Source organism: Sphingomonas mucosissima (assembly GCF_002197665.1).
GTDB classification, from domain to species: domain Bacteria; phylum Pseudomonadota; class Alphaproteobacteria; order Sphingomonadales; family Sphingomonadaceae; genus Sphingomonas; species Sphingomonas mucosissima.
Genome location: NZ_NBBJ01000001.1, coordinates 327,035 through 345,041, shown reverse-complemented (window position 1 = coordinate 345,041; position 18,007 = coordinate 327,035). Strand labels below are relative to the sequence as shown.

Genomic DNA, 18,007 nt, shown 5'->3' with positions numbered 1-18,007 from the left:
CATGACGTATCAGGTCGAGGTGCTGATCCTCACCAGCGATCTCGACTTCGCCACCGACCGGGTCTGCCGCGAACTGACGCGTCGGGGAACGACGTTCCTCCGCCTGAACCGAGAACGGCTTCCCGAGGTCCTGGTGGCGCTCGACCCGGTCGAACCTCGCCTTACCTGCCGCAACGACGACCTGACCTGGACGGTCGGTCCGGAGCTTCGATCGGTATGGTGGCGCCAAGGCACATTCGACCGCAACGTCGCAGGGGGCGGCGCTACCCTGCAGGACCAGCTGGAGCGATCGCAATGGTCCGCCTTCATGCGTTCCATGATGGCATTCGGTCGCGCGCGATGGTTTAACCACCTCTCTGCAGTGTACCGGGCTGAGACCAAAGCGGTGCAGCTCGCCGAAGCCGCGCGGGTCGGCTTCCACGTGCCACGCACGGTCATGACCAATGACCCCGGCATCAATCCTCCAGCAGCCGATGGTCAGCTCGTCGCAATCAAGAGCGTGGACACGCTGCTGCTGCGCGACGGTCCGGACCAGTTGTTCGGCTACACGTCCATCATGGCCTGGAACGATGCGGCCGTTCCTGAACTCACCGCCGCGCCGCTGACCGTTCAGCAGGCCCTCCTCGAAAAGATCGACCTTCGGGTCACCGTCGTCGAGGACCGTCTCTGGTGCACGTCGATCAAGCGTGGTGGGACTGGCATCCAAGGCGACTGGCGGCTTACCGCGAAGGACCAGTTGGAGATTGTAGACCACGTCCTCAGCCACGAGGACGCCGATCGTTGCCGCGAGCTCGTAGCCAGTCTCGGCCTTCGGTATGGAGCCATCGACTTAGCTATGGCCGCTGGGCGAACCTGGTTCATCGAAGTAAATCCGACCGGCGAATGGGGATGGCTCGATAGCGAGACACGTCCGATCGCCGCCGCAATTGCGGAAGCACTGTCATGCCCGCAATAGCTCGCATCCGGACGCTGGCGGCGCTGCCGTTCCGCCCCGTCCGCTTCATAGCCCGCGAACTCTGGACGCCGATCGCAATGTGGCGAACCAACTCGATGATCCGTCGGCGCGCGGTCAGCACCGGGGGACCGATCGCTACCCTGTCGGACGCAGACCTTTCGAAGCTAATCGAGGCCGAGTGGACGCGGGGGAAGGAACTCGATGATAAACTGCAGAAGCTGACCGCCGCGCTGTCCGTATCAGTCACCGTCGGCGGGCTCGTCGGTTCGACGATGCTGCAGGATCTGACGGCATCGGGGTGGAAGATCGCTGCAGCCGTCCTCTTCCTGCTCGCCGCCGCCCTCCTGCTGACAGGCGTTTTGATCGGCTTCAACGGCCTGCGGCCGAAGCCCCGTTACGGCTACGGAGCGGGGTACCTGAGCATCGTCGCGGCGGGCGGAGACACCGCTCGCAAGGAGATGATCGCGGCCGCACGCAGCTTTGAACGGGACAATCTGCTTCGCGCCAACGAGGCGGCAGCTGCTATCGTGTCAATCAGGAACGGTGTTCTCGTTTTCGCAAGCGCCATGCTCGTTGGACTTGTTGCAGCAGCACTAGGCAAAGCCACTGCCGAGTATAAGACCATTTTTTCGAATGGCGAGCGCCCGGTAACGACCCGGGCGAAAAGCACAACTCAGATACCAACGACCATTACTCGTAAGCCACCAGTAACTAAAGGCTTGGCGCCACCTTCCGCCTGTCCAGAACGAGCGGGACGACGCACGGGTCAGCCCAAAGCGGCAGCCCTACAAATAGACCGCACTGCGGGAAGGCCATCAGGACGAGAAAAGCTGGTTCTACGGATCGGTAAGCCTGATCCAACAAGCGCAACAGATGACTTGCGAACTTCGAGCCTCGATGCGAACATCGAAACCAACAACTTCTACATTGGCTTCCGGATATATTTATTCCAGGGTGCTGACCAGAGACTGTCGGACATTCCGCTCTTGGCAGACGCCCGTACCCTCATCCCCGAGATGAACGAAAGGGCATTCTTGCAGCAACCCGCTCTAAAGCGGCCGGACCGCTTTCCACCCAAATACGACACGCAGTCCAGGAGCCCGATAGCGAGCTAACTGGTACATAGGGTGCTACTAGTGCGTCATGCCCCGCCATGATTGCCTCTCTCTTAGAGACAAACCGCACAGGATGGCCGATGCTGTGGCGGCAATCCTTGCTGATCTGCACGCACCTGGGGTCGTGACGGCGCTGCCCGACGACGGCCTCGAACACGTGCTCCTATTTCTTCCCGAACTCGGCGTCCAACTGCGGCGTGTATGCCTTCTGGCATCTGACATCTCGCGCGAACTCGACGCCGCTTACGTGCGCATCGAACAGTTGGGCGCCACAGCCGAACTTCGCATCCGCCTACTACACGAAGTGCCGTGCGACCGTTGAGACGTGACAGCACGCGCGTTCATCATTACGCTTTTGCAACGAATAGACGTTCAACGTAGACTGTGTTAGTATAGCAGCACAGCTGCGGCACTGCCGATGCTGTTTTCCTCAACATCGGAGATCTACCATGCCCCACCCTGCCCGGGTGCTGGAGCGTGACGACGTGCACCGCCTGGTGCAGTATGTCGCGACCAACCGGCACCCTTTACGTGATCGCGTCATTGTTGTGCTGAGCTTCAAGGCAGGTTTGCGTGCCTGCGAGATCGCCGGTCTCGACTGGACGATGGTGTTGCGAGCAAACGGGCACATCGGCGATCAGCTGCTGGTCGCCGCCAGCATCGCCAAGAACGGCGCAGCGCGGCAGCTGCCCATCCATCCGGAACTCGCCACCGCATTGCGACGGCTGCACAATCATCAAGGCAAGCCCACAGCTGGCCCGGTGATCCGTTCCGAGCGCGGCGCGCACATGCGTGCCGGCAGCATCGTCAACTGGTTTGCCGCGGCCTACGCCGCGCTGGGGCTGCAAGGTTGTTCCTCACACTCAGGCCGGCGCACCTTCATCACGCGCTCCGCGCGACTGATAGCGCGCACGGGCGGGTCACTGCGCGACGTTCAGGAACTCGCCGGACACCGCCAGCTCACCACGACCGAACGCTACATCCAGGGTGACCGCGACAGCCAGCGCAGGCTTGTCCGCCTCGTCTGACGACGAGTTCCCCTTCTTCCCTTCACATCGCTCGCTTCAGGAGAATTCGCATGAACGCGAAGTCGACGACTCACGCCTCTAAAGCATCAGACACCCTTAGCCCGATTGCTCGCCTCAACGATGCCTTCCGCCAGATGCCCGTCGATGGTAGGCTGGCGGTCACCGCTGGCGTGATCGCGCTTGGTAAAGGTGCCCTGGCCGACATCCTGCAGGCGGTCGCCTGCTTTGACGCATTCACACCCGACAACGACCCCTATGGCGAGCATGATTTCGGCGCTGTCGAGTGGAACGGCACGCGAATTTTTTGGAAGATCGACTGCTATGACCGCGCCATGCGGTTCGGCTCTCCCGATCCCGCCGATCCAAGCGTCACCACGCGCGTGCTCACGGTGATGCTGGCTGACGAATACTAAGGGCGGAAACCACCATGGCAAAGCCACCAGTGCTGGAGGTTGGTACCATCTCCTTCGCGCGATGCGGACCTGACATGATCCTGAGCCCTGCCGAGCGCACACGGCTCATCCTTGCCGCAAGCGATGCTTATGAACCCCACTTGCTGGTGACCGCCGGCTATGCCGTGCATTCGCGCAAGCAGCTGCACAAGCTCGCCCGCGAGATCGCCAACGAGCCGCGCTCGGGCACCATTGTCACCGAGGTCCATTATGACGGCCGTGCTCAGCGCGAGGCAGGGCGTTGGCACGCCATGTGGGCGATTACCGGCGAAGGTGACCTTTATCGATTTGGCCGCGAAGCGTTTGCGCGCAGCCGACAGATTGCCGCTGCCGATAACACGCGTCTGGCGCGCTTCGTGCGCCAGCTGGATCAGCGCAGCCTAGAGCTCGAGCGGCACAGCGTGTTCGCACTCATCTGCGGCGAGCTCAACATCATCCGCGGACGCACCGAACCGCAGTTCGTCGATGACACCGCACGCGACGCGATCCTGGCTGCCGACATCATCGTCAATCCGACCCACGACCGCATGAGCAACGCCGGCACGCTGGCTGCCAAGCGCAAGCTATTGTCGCAGCCGCATGCCGACGGGCGACCTCGCGCTTACATCTCCTGCTTTAACTGGGAAGCGTGCGGGCTGAACGGCCGCATTCAGCGCCCCTCGCCTACGCTCCACACGATCTACGTGTCGGGCATGCCGTTGCCGTATGAAGAGCTAGCTGATGGTGCATTCGGCTTTGTGTATCGACGTTGGCTGTTGCCGCTTGATCGCGAGCTGTAAACGGCCTGCTTGCTCCTCGCACTCAGTGGAAAAGTGTCATTTTCCCATGAGTGCCGCTGACCTGTGCGAGCACCCTCCAGTGCAGAGAATTGCCCAGCTCACCGCTACGCTGTTTGATGCTCGGTGCGTGGTAAGAATGGGATGCCTTGATCAGCACCTTTCGACCACATCGAGCCACTGCGCGCCGAGTGCGCAAATGGCCGCTCATGTCAGAAGCGGCCATACCCTGCCGCGAAACTGCTCGGCAGGAAGGCACCCAATCTCAGTGATTGGGCTCGGCCCACCGCTTGTCCCGAAAACTGCTATCGCGATGCTGATTGTCGTTTAGGCGCGAAAGCCCCGGCTCGGAACTTAGACTGCGGACAAATACCAGCAGATGCCCGGACCACCGCTGACCTACCGGGCGTGAGTCGCGCGATGTGCGCAGGCTCTTGAGAAGCGGCGCATAGGTGCTGATCGCATTCGCCCCCCATTGGCGACAGGACCGCCAACGCCCCTTAACCTTCGGTTTCGGTGACCAAGGTCGATCCGCCCTCAAGACCGATCGCGCAGCTTCGATCGCGCTCGGGTCCCCGCCCGCCGCGGTCTGGTCCTCGCGCATAACCTCGGCTGCCAGATCTGGACGCTGCGTCTGGCAGCCTACCAGGGCGTTTGCCCGCCCGGCTCCACAAAGCGGCCCGAGACCGCGTTTTCGCCGAGCAGAGCGTATTCGACGGGCAGCTTGGCGCCCTCTTCGGGGGTCATGAAGCCGGTATTCCCATTCAGGTCGGTTTTGACGAAGCCCGGACTCACCGAGTTGATGACGACCGACGTGTCCTTCAATTCCTCGGCGAGTTGAACCGTGAGCATGTTCAGCGCCGCCTTGGAGGCGTTGTAGCCAATGTACCGCGCCGAATAATATGGCGACGTCGGATCACCGTTGCCCGCGAGCGAGCCGAGCGAACTGGAGAGGTTGACGATGCGCGCAGCCGGCGCCGCGCGTAGCAGAGGCAGCATGGCTTTGGTGACCGCCAGCGTGCCGATGAAGTTCGTGGTCATGACGCGCTGCGCCGCCTCAGCAGACCCAACGCTGGGGGGCCCGTCCGCTGCGTCGAAGATGCCGGCGTTGTTGACCAGAATATCCAACCTGCCGTGTTGCGCCCGTATCGTCTCGGCGGCCGCGCCGATGGTCTCGAAGTCATTGAGGTCGATGGGTACGAAAGTAGCCTGCAGGCCCGCCGATGTCAGATCAGCGGCGGCGGCGCTGCCGCGCTCTAGATCACGGGCGCCGATGATGACCGCGACGCCGGCCTGAGCCAGCTGACGGGCGATCTCGAGCCCGATTCCCTTGTTGGCGCCGGTGACCAGCGCGATGCGATTGTTTTTCGACATGGGACATTCCTTGAACTGTGCGTTGTTTGGAGGGCCGGGATGCGGGCTCACATCGGCTGCAAAGAGGGGTAGTCGGTATAGCCTTCTGCTCCGCCGCCGGCGTAGAACAGGGGAACACGCGGTTCGTTGAGCGGGGCGCCCTGCTTGAGACGGGCAACGAGGTCCGGATTGGCAAGCGCCATGGAGCCCAGAGCTTCGATGTCGGCGACACCTGCTGCGACATCAGACCCCACCTGCTCACGTGTGCGTCCCGGGCGATTGACGATCAGCACGCCGCCAAACGCCTCACGGATGTCCGCGACGAGCGCTTCATTGCCAATGTGCAGGACGTGCAGATAGGCAAGGCCGAGCTTGTCGAACTCTGTCGCCAGGTAGCGGTAAAGGTCGTCGTTGGCGTTTCCTTCAACGATGCCGCCTGTCGGAAGGCCGGGAGAGAGGCGGACCGCCGTCCTCTCAGGCCCGATCGCCGCGACGATGGCCTGCACCACCTCGATGGCGAAGCGCGCGCGGTTCTCGAGCGAGCCGCCATATTCGTCGGTGCGCTTGTTGGCGTTCGGCGCCAGGAACTGGTGCACCAGATAGCCGTTCGCGCCGTGGACCTCGACGCCGTCCGCGCCCGCCTCGATCGCGCGGGCAGCGCCGTGCGCGAAATCGGCGATGGTCTGCCTAACTTCGGCGGTCGTGAGCGCGCAGGGCTCAGGTACGGTCTGCATTCCCTTCGGCGTGAACATCTGCTCTCCAGGCGCGATCGCCGAGGGAGCGACCGGCTGGCGATGATGCGCGGTGTTGTCCGGATGCGACCTGCGGCCAACGTGCATGAGTTGGACGAACAGCTGGCCGTCAGCCTTGTGGACGGCATCGGTGACCTTGCGCCATCCGGCGACGTGGGCGTCGGTATAGATGCCGGGCGTGTTCGTATAGCCTTGCCCGTCCTCGGAGGGCTGGGTGCCTTCGGTGATCAGCAGGCCCATTGTCGCGCGCTGCGCGTAATATTCGGGGGCCAGATCGCCGGGGGTGCCGTCGGGCTTTGCCCGGCTGCGCGTCATCGGCGCCATAGCCAGGCGATGCGGCAGTTGGAGGTTGCCGAGCTTTATTGGGGACCAGACATCGGTCATGGGACTTCTCCTTGGATTGCTAGATGATCGAGGGAAGGCGAGGATCAGAGCTTGCCCTCGGCAAGCATCTCGCGGGTGCGCTTCAGCGTGGACAGCAGGGCGGCCTTGTAGCCCCTGTCGCTCTCGAACTGCGCCTGCTCGGCCTGTTCTTCGGGGCCGCCCGGTTGCATGTCGCGCAGGCCGAGATAGCAGTAGAATTTCAGCTGGAGCTCGCCTGCTTCATCCTCGAACAGCTCGTTGATGATCGCGCCTTCGCGCGGGCCGGTCGCCTGGAAGAAGGTCGCCTTGCGCTGCGGCTCGAGGGTGATGATCTCGCGCAGGTCAGCGCCCGCGATCGTGGCGTCGCGAACGAAGTGCGTGGCGCTCTCCTCCGTGACATCGCAGCGGGTGCAGAGGCCGGCCGGGAGGAACAGGCGGGCATCGCGGGCCTTGAGTTCCAGGCCCTTCCAGACCTGCTCGCGGGTGAGGTGGGTTTCGCCTTGCGGGTTCACCGGGACGGTTGCCGTCGAATAGATCATGTCGATTTTCCTTGTCTGTGTGGTTGGGGGAAGCGATCAGCCGGCGATCTGCGCGACGTGGTCCCGGTAGGTGCGCAGGGGGCGGCCCAGCAGGGTGGTCAGCCGATCGACGTCGCCGACCTCGGGGAGCATGCCGTCGCTGAGGAAGCGCTCGGCCATCAGGCGCATGTCGAAGGCCATCCAACTCGGCATGAACGCCCGCAGGTTCTGCTCGAACCCGGCGGTGTCGTCGCCCGGATAGGCGATCGGGCGGCCCAGGACTTCGGTCCAGATGGCGGCGGCGCTCGCGGCGGTCAGGGTGTCGGGGCCAACGAGGTTGATGCGGTTCGTCGGCAGCGGCGTGGCCGATTGTTCGCGGCGGATCAGCTCGATCGCGGCGACCTCACCGACATCGCGGGCGTCGATCATCGCGAGGCCCTTGTCGCCGATCGGCATGGGGTAGATGCCGTAGCCCGTGACGACGTCTTTGATCGTGATCTCGTTGTCCATGTAATAGGCCGGGCGCAGGATCGTGGCATTCATGCCCATCTGCTCGATCATCCGCTCGACGCCGAACTTGCCCGCGAAGTGCGGCACGTTGACGTAGATGTCGCTGTGGATCACCGAGAGGTAGACGATCCGCTCGATCCCCGCTTCGCGGGCGACGTTGAGGGCGATCAGTGCCTGGGTGTATTCGTCGGCGACGACCCCGTTCAGCAGAAACAGCGTCGAGACACCGGATATGGCGGAGCGCAGCGAGTCCACGTCGAGGAGGTCGCCCTGAATGACCTCGACGGAGGCTGGGAAACCAGCCTTCGACGGATCGCGGACCAGAGCGCGCACGTCAGCGCCGCGGTTGACGAGTTGTTCGACGACGTTGCGGCCGACGTTGCCGGTCGCGCCAGTTACGAGAATGGTCATTGGGGTCGCTCCTTAAGGTGGGCCGTTTGGCTGTCCTCAAGTTAGAGATCCACGTTCATGCCGGTAGGCGTTATATATGGACAGACCGTCTCACTCCTGGAACATGTATGGACCTCCTTGCGCTTGCCGATTTCAACCTGGTCGCCCGACACGGAGGGTTCGGAAAAGCCTCCCGAGCCGCGGGCCGCCCGAAGGCGACCCTGTCCCGGCGCGTGTCGGAACTGGAGGCGAGCCTGGATCTTCGCCTGTTCGAGCGCGGGCCCCGCGTGTTGAAGTTGACGGAGGAAGGGCGCGCGCTGTTCGAGCGGACAGGCGCTCTGCTGACCGAGATTGAAGAGACGGCTGCGGCGATCGCCTCCGGCGGCGGCATGCCACGAGGTCGACTGCGCGTCAGCGCGCCTTTGCTCTTCTCGCAGATGGCGATGGGGAAAATCGCCGCCCAATTCGCGGTCAAATATCCGGAAGTGAGGCTAGAAATCACGACGGAGGACCGCTCCGTCGATATGGTCGAGGAGACTTATGACCTGGTGATCCGGGTCAACCCGGAGCCTGACGACAGTCTTGTCGGACGCATCTTTCTGCGCGACCGGCTTGTGGCTGTGGCGAGCCCGGCGGTGCCGCGGCCGACGGATCATACGGTCACGCCGGCTGTGGTGCGCGGCGCGAGCGATCAAAGCACTCACTGGGAGGTGACGACGTCTGCGGGAAGATTTCGCTTCGCCGTTGATCCGGTCCTGCGTCTGTCATCCATGATCATGGTGCGCGACGCTGTCCGCACCGGCGGCGGCGTGGCGCGCCTCCCCATTTCACTCGTGAGCCACGACCTGGTGGCCGGCACGCTCGTGCACTGGGGTGATGTGGATGGGCCACCCATCGCCCTTTGGACGCTCTATCCCTCCCGACGTCTTCTGAGCGCTCGCGTTTCCGCATTCCTGGAACATCTGAAGGAAGCCTTTCCGAAGGGAACGCCAGATGAGCTAGCTGCCTACATCGGGACATAGCGCGTGTAGCCATCAACGGGTCTATGCCCCTCGTCAGCGTAGCGGATTCGGCCTGTGGGTAGGAGTTCGCGGTGAACGGCGGCGTGTGGCGGGCCACGCCCGATGATGATGAGCACTATACCTACGCTGTAGCGCTACGATAGCAGAAGGCGGCTTCCGACCAAACTGCGACATTCACTGCCGTTGTGGCGAACGTCAGGATCGGACAAGAGCAGTCGCCCGAGCCTCATGCAACTATCCGGCGGCGCTCGCCGGACCCGGTTGTCGCTACGAATTCTGAAAGCTGCCGGTTCTGGCACGCCGTTTTGACACCTACGAGTGGGCGGAAGACCGTGCTCTGAACAGCGTGTCAAAACCGACCGGTTCTGACACCCCGACACTACGATCGTTAGCGCTGCACGAGCTGGTCTAATCCCCCCAACGCGGTTTCAGCCACGGCAATTAGCCTTGCTTCCTCCCATCCCTCGCGTGCGGCGGACGACAGGCCGAGCATGGTCGTGGCGACGTAATCGGCGACGCGGGCCGGCGCCGGGATGTCGGATGCTTCGAGAAACGCCTGCACTCTTCTGCGGTTCTCGCCTGCGATCTGCGTGGCGGCGATGCCCCACTCCGTCGCCCCCGCTTTGGCGTGTTCGAGGATCAGGCAACCACGCCGCTGCGGATGGGCGGAATAAGCGCGCGCCGCAGCCATCAGCATGTCGCCGAGGGCAGTCCGGGGCGATTGGCCTGGGATCAGGAAGCGATCAAGCGGCACTACCGTCGTCGAGTAGCGCTGCAACGCATCCCTGAAGAATGCCCCCTTGCTGCCGAACGCCGTATAGAAGCTTGGCGGAGTGATCCCGATCGCCTCGGTCAGCGCAGCCACGCTGACATTCTCGTAGCCATGCTCGTGAAACAGATGCTGCCCCGCCTCGATCGCATCGTCGAGCGCGAAACCGCGCGGCCGCCCTCGTGCTCTCTTATTTTCTTTATCAGTCACTATAGAATTTCCTCCCGTCGGAGAGCGATATTTATGTAGTGGGCGTTAACGGAATTACCCACGCTTCCGATTGCTCTCCTAGACCGGGCAGGCATCATAGCAATGCCAAGGACAATCATGCCGCTTTCCCTTACGCCCGGCCACGTCGGAGAGGAGTCCGGTCCGCGGGCGGGCCTGCCGACCGCGGCGCTGTCCGGCCTCGCGGCCAGTGGCTTCCTGTGCATCGTCACCGAGACGCTGCCCGCCGGCCTGGTGCCGCAGATCGCGTCCGGCCTCCGGGTCTCCGAAGCCATCGTGGGGCAGCTCGTTGCCGTCTATGCTCTGGGATCGCTGCTGGCCGCGATCCCACTCACCAGTCTGACGCAAGGCTTTCACCGAAGGCCTGTGCTGCTCGCCACCATCGTCTGCTTCGTGATCGGCAACACGTTGACGGCCTTGGCCGGATCGATCGCGCTCGTGCTGGTTGCACGGTTCGTCGCCGGGTGTGCGGCGGGTCTCGCTTGGGGAATCCTCGCTGGCTACGCGCGCAGCATCGTGCGTCCCGATCAGACCGGGCCGGCGATGGCGGTCGCCATGGTCGGCGTGCCCCTGGCGCTCTCGTTGGGTGTTCCGTTGGGAACGTTCCTGGGGGGCTGGTGGGCTGGCGCGGATCGTTCCTGATCCTCTCGGCGGTCGGCATTGTGCTGATCGGTTGGATCGTCGTGAAAGTGCCCGATGCCGCCGGTCGGACGGGCGACGATCGCCCCTCGCTGCGTCGCGTCGTCGCCACACCGGGCGTCGTGCCCATACTGCTCGTCATCCTGGCCTGGATGACGGCGCACAACATCCTCTACACCTATATCGCACCGTTCGCGACGGCTGCGGCAGTGCGGGTTGATCTCGTCCTGTTAGCGTTCGGCGTCAGTTCACTGGCCGGCATCTGGATCGTCGGGCGGCTGGTGGACCGGATGTTGCGCCGGCTGGTTCTGATCGCGATCGGATCGTTCGCGGCGGTCGCGATCCTCCTGACCATCGTCGGCGAACAGGGCATTGCCGTCTATGCAGGTGCCGTCATCTGGGGCCTGGGCTTCGGCGGTGCCGGGGCGATGATGCAGACGGCGTCGGCCGACGCGGCCGGCGATGGCGTCGATCTGGCACAGGCAATGGTGACCACGGCTTGGAACCTGGCGATTGCGGCCGGTGGTGCGCTTGGCGGGGCGCTGCTCACGACTGGAGGGACGCCGCTGCTGCCGCCAGCGGTCGCCACGGTGGCGGTGATTGCCTTCGTAATCGCACTGGCTGCGCGCCGCTTTGCCTTTCCACCCGGCCACCGCGCCCAGCCAAGCCGCTGATAGGTTTCGAGAAACCATTGGGCTCCCTATAACTTGGTTCAATCGGGAAGTCTGCGGTGTCAAAACCGAACGGCTGTGACACCAGCGAAGGGCCGATCTTGACTATGCCGTTCCCAAAAGATTGCCCGGGCTCGTCCAGCCAATTCTTCGCGTACGCGGGCTTTCCGTGACGTCATGCGGGATGACCGCTCCTGACCAAAGCCGCCGTCCAAGGCGGCTGGCTCGGAAGACCGGAATGTCCCAGACGCCCGTGTCCGGCTCTCTATCGGAAACGGGCGCCAGTGGGTTTAGATCTCGGTGTTTTCGGCAAGGGCGAGTGCGTCCTCCACATCGATTCCGAGATCGCGCACCGTATTCTCGATCTTGCTATGGCCGAGAAGGATCTGGACAGCTCGCAGATTGCCCGTGGCCCGGTAGATGATCGATGCCTTAGTTCGCCGAAGCGAGTGGGTGCCATACTCGCTTCGCATCAGCCCAACCCCTGTCACCCATTCGTCGACAAGCCGAGCGTACTGCCGCGTGCTCAGGTGCCAATTGTGATCGACCCGGCTCGGGAACACATAGTCGTCCATTGTGCCGCCTCGGCGTTCGAGCCATGCCAGCAAGCTCGCCCGAGCATCTGGCAGCAGTTCGAACTGAACGGGTCGACCTGTCTTCTGCTGCATGACGATTGCCCGCGTTCGGATCTGTCCGCCGCTGACAAGGTCGCCGATCTTGATCTGCACCAAGTCGCAGCCCCGAAGCTTGCTGTCGATCGCCAGATCGAACAGCGCCCGATCTCGCAAGCGACGGCGCTGGTTGAGGTAGAAGCGGATTTCCCAAATCTGCTTCGGTTTCAGAGCCCGCTTTGCACCCACGGTCCTTCCGGCATTCCAGACCGGGCGTTTGGAGGCGGTGAGTTCTGCGTCAGACATCTCCATGATCGTTCTCCTATGGCCACATTGGCCATCTGCAGAACGATTGTCGGCGAGGATGCGCAGGAGTGGCTTTGGGGCTCGTGCCGGCCAACATACGCCGTCCACTGGCAACGCGTCGAACGGCCCCTAGCGCCGGAAGTTGCCGTTCATGCACACCTAAGAACTCGAGCCCCTCGACGAAGCGCAAGCCGCGCTCCTTCACCATGTGAGGGAACAAGCCTATCGGCGCTCGGATGATCGAAGCGGATAAAGGGCGTGGATCTAAAATCCGCAGCGAGGCGCGTCTTGCCGGGTATGCCTTCGGCAACTTCGGCAAGAACCTCGTCTGGTCGGCGGCGGACGTGTCGCTGCTGTTCCTGCTGACTGACCTGATCGGCATCGCACCTGCCGTCGCTGGGGTGCTGTTGCTGGCGGCGATGGCGGCGGATCTGCTGTGTGACGTGCTGGTGTGCGGCGCGATCGGGCGATCGGGGGCGCCGCCGCAACGCTACCGGCTGGTGATGCTGGCCGGCGCGCCATTGTGCGGCGGGGCGTTCGCATTGCTCTATGCGATGCCGCACCTGGGGGTTTCCGCGCTGGTGCCGGTGGCGCTGACGGCGATGCTGTTCCGCGCAGGCTATTCGATGGTCGATGTGCCGCACAACACACTGCTCGCGGGGGTGACGCGAGACAGCCGCGCGCGGGGGCGGGTAGCCGGCTATCGCTTCTTTTTCAGTTCGCTCGCCAGCCTGTGCGTAGCGCTGAGCCTCACACCAATGCTGGCGGACCGGCCGGTGGCGGCGCGCTTCCTGCCGGTGGCGGCGATAATCGCGGGCGTGCTGTTCTGCCTCGCCATGCTCGTCGTGTGGCGGGCGACCGCGCCCGCCGCCGGGGATGCGGCGCCGAGGCGGCGTCTGGCATGGCGCGATGCGCTGCTGCCGCCGCGCGATGCGCCCTTCGCGCTGCTGGCCGGCATCGGGCTGCTCACCGGGCTGGCACTGCCACTGTTCGGGCGGACCCTGCTCTATCGCAGCGCTTATGTCGCCGGACAGGGCGGCTTCGCGGCGGAGGCGATGATGCTGCTGGTGTTCGGCCAGTTCGCCGGCGTGACCATGTGGACGTGGCTGGTGCGGCGGCACGAGAAACGGATGCTGCTGGCTGCGGCGCATCTGGTGACCGCAGCGGCGCTTGCCGCATTCTGGCTGTCGGGCGACGACGCGGGGCTGCTGCCGGGGTTATGTGTGCTCGCCGCCGGGGCGGGGCTGGCCGGCGTCTACATGATGCCTTGGGCGATCCTCGCCGACCTCATCGACCTCGACGAGTTTCGCCACTGCCGCCGGCGCGAGATGGCGATGTTCACCGCCTTCCTCGTGATCTTGAAGCTGGGCGGCGCGCTGAGCGTCGCGGCGCTGGGCGTGGCGCTGGACCTCGCCGGCTTCCGCGCGGGCGAGACGAGCGCCGATGTGCGCGCCGCGATCGACCTGATGGGCTGCGCCGTGCCGATCGCGGGCGGGGTGCTGGCGGCGACGCTGGCGGCGCGGCTGCCGCTGACGCATCGCCGGCATGCGGCGGTGATCGGGCGGTTGCGGCGGCGGTAGCGGCTCTATGCGCCCCGACGACGCTGTTTCCGGCGTTGCTGGAAGCTCGCTTCGCTCGCCTCCACCCAACCCCTCCTCAAAAAGGTCTTCAACATCTCACGGGTCCAGCGGATCTAGCGGGTCGCGGGAGAGGGAGATGGCCAGCGGTCGGAACACCAGGTCGAACGCCGAGACACGGGCGCCGATGCTAGCCGGCATATAGCCCAGTTCCTCAAGGCAGCGCGTCCGGAACACCGGGCCTTCGACATATTGGCTCTGCCCCTCGCTGGTGACGATCAGCGCGTCGTGGTCGAAGGGGATGCGATAGCGGAACATCAGCCGCGCGGCGTTGCGCAGATTGGTGGTGGTGTGCCGGGCATGGGGCTCGATGATGATCGCGTCCGCCGGGATGCCGTGGCGCTCGATCAGTTCACGGCGCATCTCGATCGCCTCGTTGAAGCGGGTGTGTGCCGGGTGCACGCTGCCGCCCGAGACGATGATCACCGGCGCCAGCCCCTGTCGCCAGCGCGCCGCCGCCGCCATCAGCCTGAGCTTGCCCAGCGCGCCCAGCCGGGCCTCCGGCATTTCCGGCCCGTCGCCCAGCACGAGCAGCGCGGAGTAGCGGTAGCGGCGCCAGTCGGTTCGCGCGATGCGGCCGATCGCGGCCTCATTCTCGCGGTCGAGCGGCTCGTGCGCGGCGGCATCCTCGCGCTCGTTGAGGTAGAGCAGGGTCAGCGCGAAATCGCGTGGGAGAACGAACAGGGGCGCGTCGACCGGCGTCACCGCGATCACCGTCGCGTGGGCGGAAGCGATGAAGGCGGCGAAATCGGGCTTCGTCACGTCGAACGAGATCGCGTCGATCGCCGGATAGCGCGGCGGTTGGCCGAGACCGTAGACGTCGAGGATATGGTTGATCCCCGCCGCCGTTTCCGCCCAAGCGCGCTCGATCAGCGCGGCATCCTCGAGCGCGGCGTGGCGGGCGACCATGCCCGAGCGGCGTAGGTGACCGGCGAGCGGCCGGCGCGCCTCGTCCGGCAGCCGCGCCAGCGCCGCGCCGACGGTGGCGATGTCCGCCGCCGTCCAGCGCCAGGCCGAAACGGTGCAGGCAGGCTTGGGTTGGCAGTCTGCCGCCGTCGACAGCCGCTGCGAACGCTCGGCGGCGAGCGCCGTCAGCGCCGGATCGCGCGCCACCGCATCGCGCGGTTCGGGCAGCGCGGAGAGCAGGCTCAGCAGGTAAAAATTGCGGCCTGCGACGGTGAGGCCGCCTTCCACCGGGCGATAATCGGGCTCCGCCTGCGCCGCGCCGGTTTCGGAAAGCGCCGGGGCGGTGGGGAGCATCAGCAGCGCGGCGGCGGCGAGCATCGGTCGAAACATGATCTTCGCGGTTCCCATGCTCAGTATCGGAAGGTCGCGCCGAGGTGGAAGGACCGGTCGATACCGGTGACGCCGAACAGGAAGTCGAAATCGTCAATGTCGGCCAGTTGCGTGCGGTTGGCGCTGGTGAGGTTGCGGCCCTCCAGCGAGATCTGCCAATTAGGCGCGGGGCTGTAGCGCAGCGAGGCATCGACCTGGCTGTAGGCCGCCTCCTTCTGGGTGAGGCTGGTGAGGAAGCTGGCGGTGCGGTTCCACGCGACGCGCGCCTCGAACCCGTCGCGGTTATAGAACAGGGCGGCGTTGGCGATGAAGTTCGGCTGACGGATGCGGCTGCCCAGCTTTTCGGTGCTGACCGACAGATCGTCACCGCTGCCTTGCGCGGGAATTTCCATCGATCCATCGATGAAGGTCATATTCGCCGAAACGCCGAAGCCGGAGAGCGCGCCTGGCAGGAAGGGCATCCGCGCCAGCGAGGCGGAGAGTTCGATGCCCTTCACCTTCGATCCCATTGCATTGATATTCTGGCGGAATTCGGCGCTCTGCCCCTGATAGTCGCCGCGGGTGCGTAGGTTGAAGATGTCGCCCCTGATATTCTTGTAGAACAGGCCGGCGGCGATCATGCCGTTGCCGCCATCGAAATAATGCTCGATCGACAAATCGAAATTGTCCGATCGGCGCGGCTTGAGATCGGGATTGCCGCGCGTGACGATCACGTCCACCGGCGCCTGGTCCGACGCTTCGGTGATGGTGGTGGTGGTGGCGAGATCACCCGGATTGGGCCGGCCGAGCGTGCGCGAATAGGCGGCGCGCAGCACCGTATCGCGGCCGGCATCGAAGCGGGCGTTGATCGAGGGCAGCCAATCTCCGAACCGGCCCGAGACGACGTTGCGCTGGTCGCGCGCATCGGCGCTGAAATCGGTATGTTCATAGCGCAGGCCGGCGATCAGCTTGTAGCGGCTGCCGGTAAGCGTGCCCATGGCGAACCCCGAGGCGATCTCCTCCCGATAGACGAAATCGGCGCTGGTCGAGGCATTGGCATCTCGCACCAGATCGGCGTTGTCGAAGAAACTGCGCAGCCTGCCCGTATCGTTGAACAGGAAGGATTCGGGCTGGTAGATCGTCGCCATGGTGCGATCGGACAGGAAATCGGCAAGGCGCAACTGGCCGCGCGCGGCGGCGGGCAGATCGAACTGCTCATTGTCGCGCATCCGCCGCAGCCGGCGATATTCGCCACCCAGCTTGAAGCCAGACCCCTCGGCGCCGCGGGCATTGTTCCAGCCATAGCTGGCCTTGGCATCCCACAGTCCCTCCTCGGTGTGGAGATCGCGATAACGGGCGAGGTTGGCGGTATAGCGCGCGGGATCGGCGAACAGCGCGGGGTCGTTCACCGGACTGCGCGTCTGGACGAGGCCGGAGGTGTCGAAATCGAAGCCGAGCCCGGGCAGTCGCGCGGTCTGGAAGCCGATCGCGGGCGTCTCATGGTCGAACATCTGCTCGCCATAGCCGGCGGTGGCGTTCAGCCGGCCGCGATCGCCGATCTCCTGATCCAGATAGATCTGCACGCCGCGGCCCTGCGTCTCGATCGGAAAATAGTCGGCGGTGACGTTGTTTACCGCCTGCGCGGCGCGGCCGGTGGCGGGGCCGGTCTCCGTCACGTCCTGCGCGCGGATCTGCAGGTTGTTGACGTAGCGAGTCTCGGTTTCCGCCTGCTTGTACCAATAGGCTGAGAGAAAGGCATAGGTGCCGCCCTGGCGATATTCGAACTTGCCGTTGCCGCCGAAGCGGGTCTGGTCATTGCCGTAGAGCGAGGTGTTGAAGCGGTCCGCCGGGATGATGTTGGCGAAGGCGCCCTCGAAGCCGTTGACCGAGAAGAATTTGATCTGGTCGCGCGGGCGCACCGAATAGAGGCCGGTCAGCACCAGGCCGAACTGATGGTCGGCGCCGAAGCGGGTGGACATCGTCGCCTCGCCACGCAGGGGCAGGCGGTTGTCGAACGGGATGTCCGTGAGTTCGTAATGGCTGGCGGTGCCGCGTACGACGAGGTCGAACCCCGGCTTGTCGAACGCGCTGCGGGTGACGAGGTTGACCTGACCGCCAACCGAGCCGCCATCGAGATCGGGCGTGAAGGTCTTGTAGACCTGCAACTGCTTCACGCTGGTTGAAGGCAGAAATTCGAGGTCGACCGCGCGGCCGGTGCCACCGAAATCGCCCGAGGACGGCAGGGCGATGCCATCGAGGGTCACGACGTTGAGATTGGCATCGATGCCGCGGACGTTGACGAAGCGGCCCTCATCCTCGTCGAACTCGGTCGAGATGCCGGCAATGCGGCGGAGCGCATCGGGGATATTGAAATCGGGCACCGCACCGATGTCATCGGACGACAGCGAGTCGGTGACGATATCGGCGTCACGCTTGGCGGCGACCTCGCGCGTGGTGCGGAAACGCGATCCAGTGACGATGATATCTCCGACAGCGGCTCCGGCAGCCTCGCCCTCGAAAACGACCTCCTGCGCATGAACGGGAAAGGCGAGCAGCGCGGTGCCCGCCAGCAGCAGATGATGAACCCTCGACCGAGCCGGCATGATGAAGAACCCCCAACCGCAGCAGCCATCATGG

16 protein-coding genes and 1 pseudogene are annotated in these 18,007 nt (G+C 64.5%); 9 read left to right on the top strand and 8 right to left on the bottom strand.

The annotated features are described in order from the left end of the window. Position 1: 1 nt before the first annotated feature. The 6 genes from SPMU_RS01615 (at position 2) to SPMU_RS01590 (ending at position 4,329) form a co-directional block, all read left to right on the top strand. Positions 2 to 955 (top strand): MvdC/MvdD family ATP grasp protein, encoded by a 954-nt coding sequence (locus SPMU_RS01615; RefSeq protein ID WP_088331288.1) that lies wholly within the window; start codon positions 2 to 4, stop codon positions 953 to 955. Continuing rightward, positions 943 to 2,070: a hypothetical protein gene (locus SPMU_RS01610; RefSeq protein ID WP_088331286.1), complete on the top strand. Its 1,128-nt coding sequence runs from the start codon at positions 943 to 945 to the stop codon at positions 2,068 to 2,070. Before SPMU_RS01615 ends, SPMU_RS01610 begins: the two co-directional genes overlap by 13 nt. Positions 2,071 to 2,143: 73 nt before the next feature. Then, positions 2,144 to 2,392, top strand: coding sequence for a hypothetical protein (locus SPMU_RS01605; protein WP_088331284.1), 249 nt, complete (start codon positions 2,144 to 2,146; stop codon positions 2,390 to 2,392). A 127-nt stretch (positions 2,393 to 2,519) separates the two neighbouring features. Further along, on the top strand, positions 2,520 to 3,098 hold the full coding sequence (locus SPMU_RS01600; RefSeq protein ID WP_088331282.1) for a tyrosine-type recombinase/integrase: 579 nt from the start codon (positions 2,520 to 2,522) through the stop codon (positions 3,096 to 3,098). Positions 3,099 to 3,148: 50 nt separating this feature from the next. Continuing rightward, on the top strand, positions 3,149 to 3,511 hold the full coding sequence (locus SPMU_RS01595) for a DUF3768 domain-containing protein (RefSeq protein ID WP_088331280.1): 363 nt from the start codon (positions 3,149 to 3,151) through the stop codon (positions 3,509 to 3,511). A gap of 14 nt (positions 3,512 to 3,525) precedes the next feature. After that, entirely contained in the window at positions 3,526 to 4,329 is an 804-nt protein-coding gene (locus SPMU_RS01590; RefSeq protein ID WP_140418373.1) for a hypothetical protein, read from the top strand. Between the two features lie 639 nt (positions 4,330 to 4,968). Here SPMU_RS01590 and SPMU_RS01585 read toward each other — a convergent pair. From SPMU_RS01585 to SPMU_RS01570, 4 genes are read right to left on the bottom strand one after another with little or no spacing between them, the layout of a single operon-like run. Then, complete coding sequence (locus SPMU_RS01585) at positions 4,969 to 5,700, bottom strand: SDR family oxidoreductase (protein ID WP_088331276.1); 732 nt, start codon at positions 5,698 to 5,700, stop codon at positions 4,969 to 4,971. A gap of 47 nt (positions 5,701 to 5,747) precedes the next feature. Further along, positions 5,748 to 6,815, bottom strand: a complete 1,068-nt coding sequence (locus tag SPMU_RS01580; protein WP_088331274.1) for an alkene reductase — start codon at positions 6,813 to 6,815, stop codon at positions 5,748 to 5,750. A 44-nt stretch (positions 6,816 to 6,859) separates the two neighbouring features. Further along, complete coding sequence (locus SPMU_RS01575) at positions 6,860 to 7,333, bottom strand: AtaL-like protein (RefSeq protein WP_088331265.1); 474 nt, start codon at positions 7,331 to 7,333, stop codon at positions 6,860 to 6,862. A gap of 36 nt (positions 7,334 to 7,369) precedes the next feature. After that, the gene (locus SPMU_RS01570) at positions 7,370 to 8,233 is read right to left on the bottom strand and encodes an SDR family oxidoreductase (protein ID WP_088331263.1); all 864 of its coding nucleotides are present in this window, start codon (positions 8,231 to 8,233) and stop codon (positions 7,370 to 7,372) included. A gap of 107 nt (positions 8,234 to 8,340) precedes the next feature. On the opposite strand from SPMU_RS01570, the gene SPMU_RS01565 reads away from it, so the two are divergent. Beyond that, positions 8,341 to 9,234 carry a LysR family transcriptional regulator gene (locus SPMU_RS01565; RefSeq protein WP_088331261.1) on the top strand — a complete coding sequence of 298 codons (894 nt, stop codon included), beginning with the start codon at positions 8,341 to 8,343 and terminating at the stop codon, positions 9,232 to 9,234. A gap of 388 nt (positions 9,235 to 9,622) precedes the next feature. Here the strand turns inward: SPMU_RS01565 and SPMU_RS01560 are convergent, their stop codons facing one another. Further along, positions 9,623 to 10,213 carry a TetR/AcrR family transcriptional regulator gene (locus tag SPMU_RS01560; protein ID WP_169715607.1) on the bottom strand — a complete coding sequence of 197 codons (591 nt, stop codon included), beginning with the start codon at positions 10,211 to 10,213 and terminating at the stop codon, positions 9,623 to 9,625. A 102-nt stretch (positions 10,214 to 10,315) separates the two neighbouring features. On the opposite strand from SPMU_RS01560, the pseudogene SPMU_RS17515 reads away from it, so the two are divergent. Beyond that, positions 10,316 to 11,544: pseudogene (locus tag SPMU_RS17515) on the top strand (MFS transporter). Between the two features lie 287 nt (positions 11,545 to 11,831). On the opposite strand, the gene SPMU_RS01550 reads toward SPMU_RS17515, so the two are convergent. After that, complete coding sequence (locus tag SPMU_RS01550) at positions 11,832 to 12,464, bottom strand: tyrosine-type recombinase/integrase (protein WP_088331257.1); 633 nt, start codon at positions 12,462 to 12,464, stop codon at positions 11,832 to 11,834. A 230-nt stretch (positions 12,465 to 12,694) separates the two neighbouring features. On the opposite strand from SPMU_RS01550, the gene SPMU_RS01545 reads away from it, so the two are divergent. Next, positions 12,695 to 14,038 carry an MFS transporter gene (locus SPMU_RS01545; RefSeq protein WP_088331255.1) on the top strand — a complete coding sequence of 448 codons (1,344 nt, stop codon included), beginning with the start codon at positions 12,695 to 12,697 and terminating at the stop codon, positions 14,036 to 14,038. A gap of 96 nt (positions 14,039 to 14,134) precedes the next feature. On the opposite strand, the gene SPMU_RS01540 is transcribed toward SPMU_RS01545, so the two are convergent. Beyond that, entirely contained in the window at positions 14,135 to 15,409 is a 1,275-nt protein-coding gene (locus SPMU_RS01540) for a YdcF family protein (protein ID WP_088331253.1), read from the bottom strand. A 2-nt stretch (positions 15,410 to 15,411) separates the two neighbouring features. Then, positions 15,412 to 17,973, bottom strand: a complete 2,562-nt coding sequence (locus SPMU_RS01535; RefSeq protein ID WP_088331251.1) for a TonB-dependent receptor — start codon at positions 17,971 to 17,973, stop codon at positions 15,412 to 15,414. Positions 17,974 to 18,007: the final 34 nt, after the last annotated feature.

Bases quoted from the DNA above. Each gene is read 5' to 3' on its own strand.
- SPMU_RS01610 (WP_088331286.1), top strand. From the start codon at position 943: ATGCCCGCAATAGCTCGCATCCGGACGCTGGCGGCGCTGCCGTTCCGC.
- SPMU_RS01595 (WP_088331280.1), top strand. From the start codon at position 3,149: ATGAACGCGAAGTCGACGACTCACGCCTCTAAAGCATCAGACACCCTT.
- SPMU_RS01535 (WP_088331251.1), bottom strand. From the start codon at position 17,973: ATGCCGGCTCGGTCGAGGGTTCATCATCTGCTGCTGGCGGGCACCGCG.
- SPMU_RS01550 (WP_088331257.1), bottom strand. From the start codon at position 12,464: ATGGAGATGTCTGACGCAGAACTCACCGCCTCCAAACGCCCGGTCTGG.
- SPMU_RS01585 (WP_088331276.1), bottom strand. From the start codon at position 5,700: ATGTCGAAAAACAATCGCATCGCGCTGGTCACCGGCGCCAACAAGGGA.
- SPMU_RS01580 (WP_088331274.1), bottom strand. From the start codon at position 6,815: ATGACCGATGTCTGGTCCCCAATAAAGCTCGGCAACCTCCAACTGCCG.
- SPMU_RS01565 (WP_088331261.1), top strand. From the start codon at position 8,341: ATGGACCTCCTTGCGCTTGCCGATTTCAACCTGGTCGCCCGACACGGA.
- SPMU_RS01570 (WP_088331263.1), bottom strand. From the start codon at position 8,233: ATGACCATTCTCGTAACTGGCGCGACCGGCAACGTCGGCCGCAACGTC.
- SPMU_RS01590 (WP_140418373.1), top strand. From the start codon at position 3,526: ATGGCAAAGCCACCAGTGCTGGAGGTTGGTACCATCTCCTTCGCGCGA.
- SPMU_RS01605 (WP_088331284.1), top strand. From the start codon at position 2,144: ATGGCCGATGCTGTGGCGGCAATCCTTGCTGATCTGCACGCACCTGGG.
- SPMU_RS01545 (WP_088331255.1), top strand. From the start codon at position 12,695: ATGATCGAAGCGGATAAAGGGCGTGGATCTAAAATCCGCAGCGAGGCG.
- SPMU_RS01575 (WP_088331265.1), bottom strand. From the start codon at position 7,333: ATGATCTATTCGACGGCAACCGTCCCGGTGAACCCGCAAGGCGAAACC.
- SPMU_RS01600 (WP_088331282.1), top strand. From the start codon at position 2,520: ATGCCCCACCCTGCCCGGGTGCTGGAGCGTGACGACGTGCACCGCCTG.
- SPMU_RS01540 (WP_088331253.1), bottom strand. From the start codon at position 15,409: ATGGGAACCGCGAAGATCATGTTTCGACCGATGCTCGCCGCCGCCGCG.
- SPMU_RS01615 (WP_088331288.1), top strand. From the start codon at position 2: ATGACGTATCAGGTCGAGGTGCTGATCCTCACCAGCGATCTCGACTTC.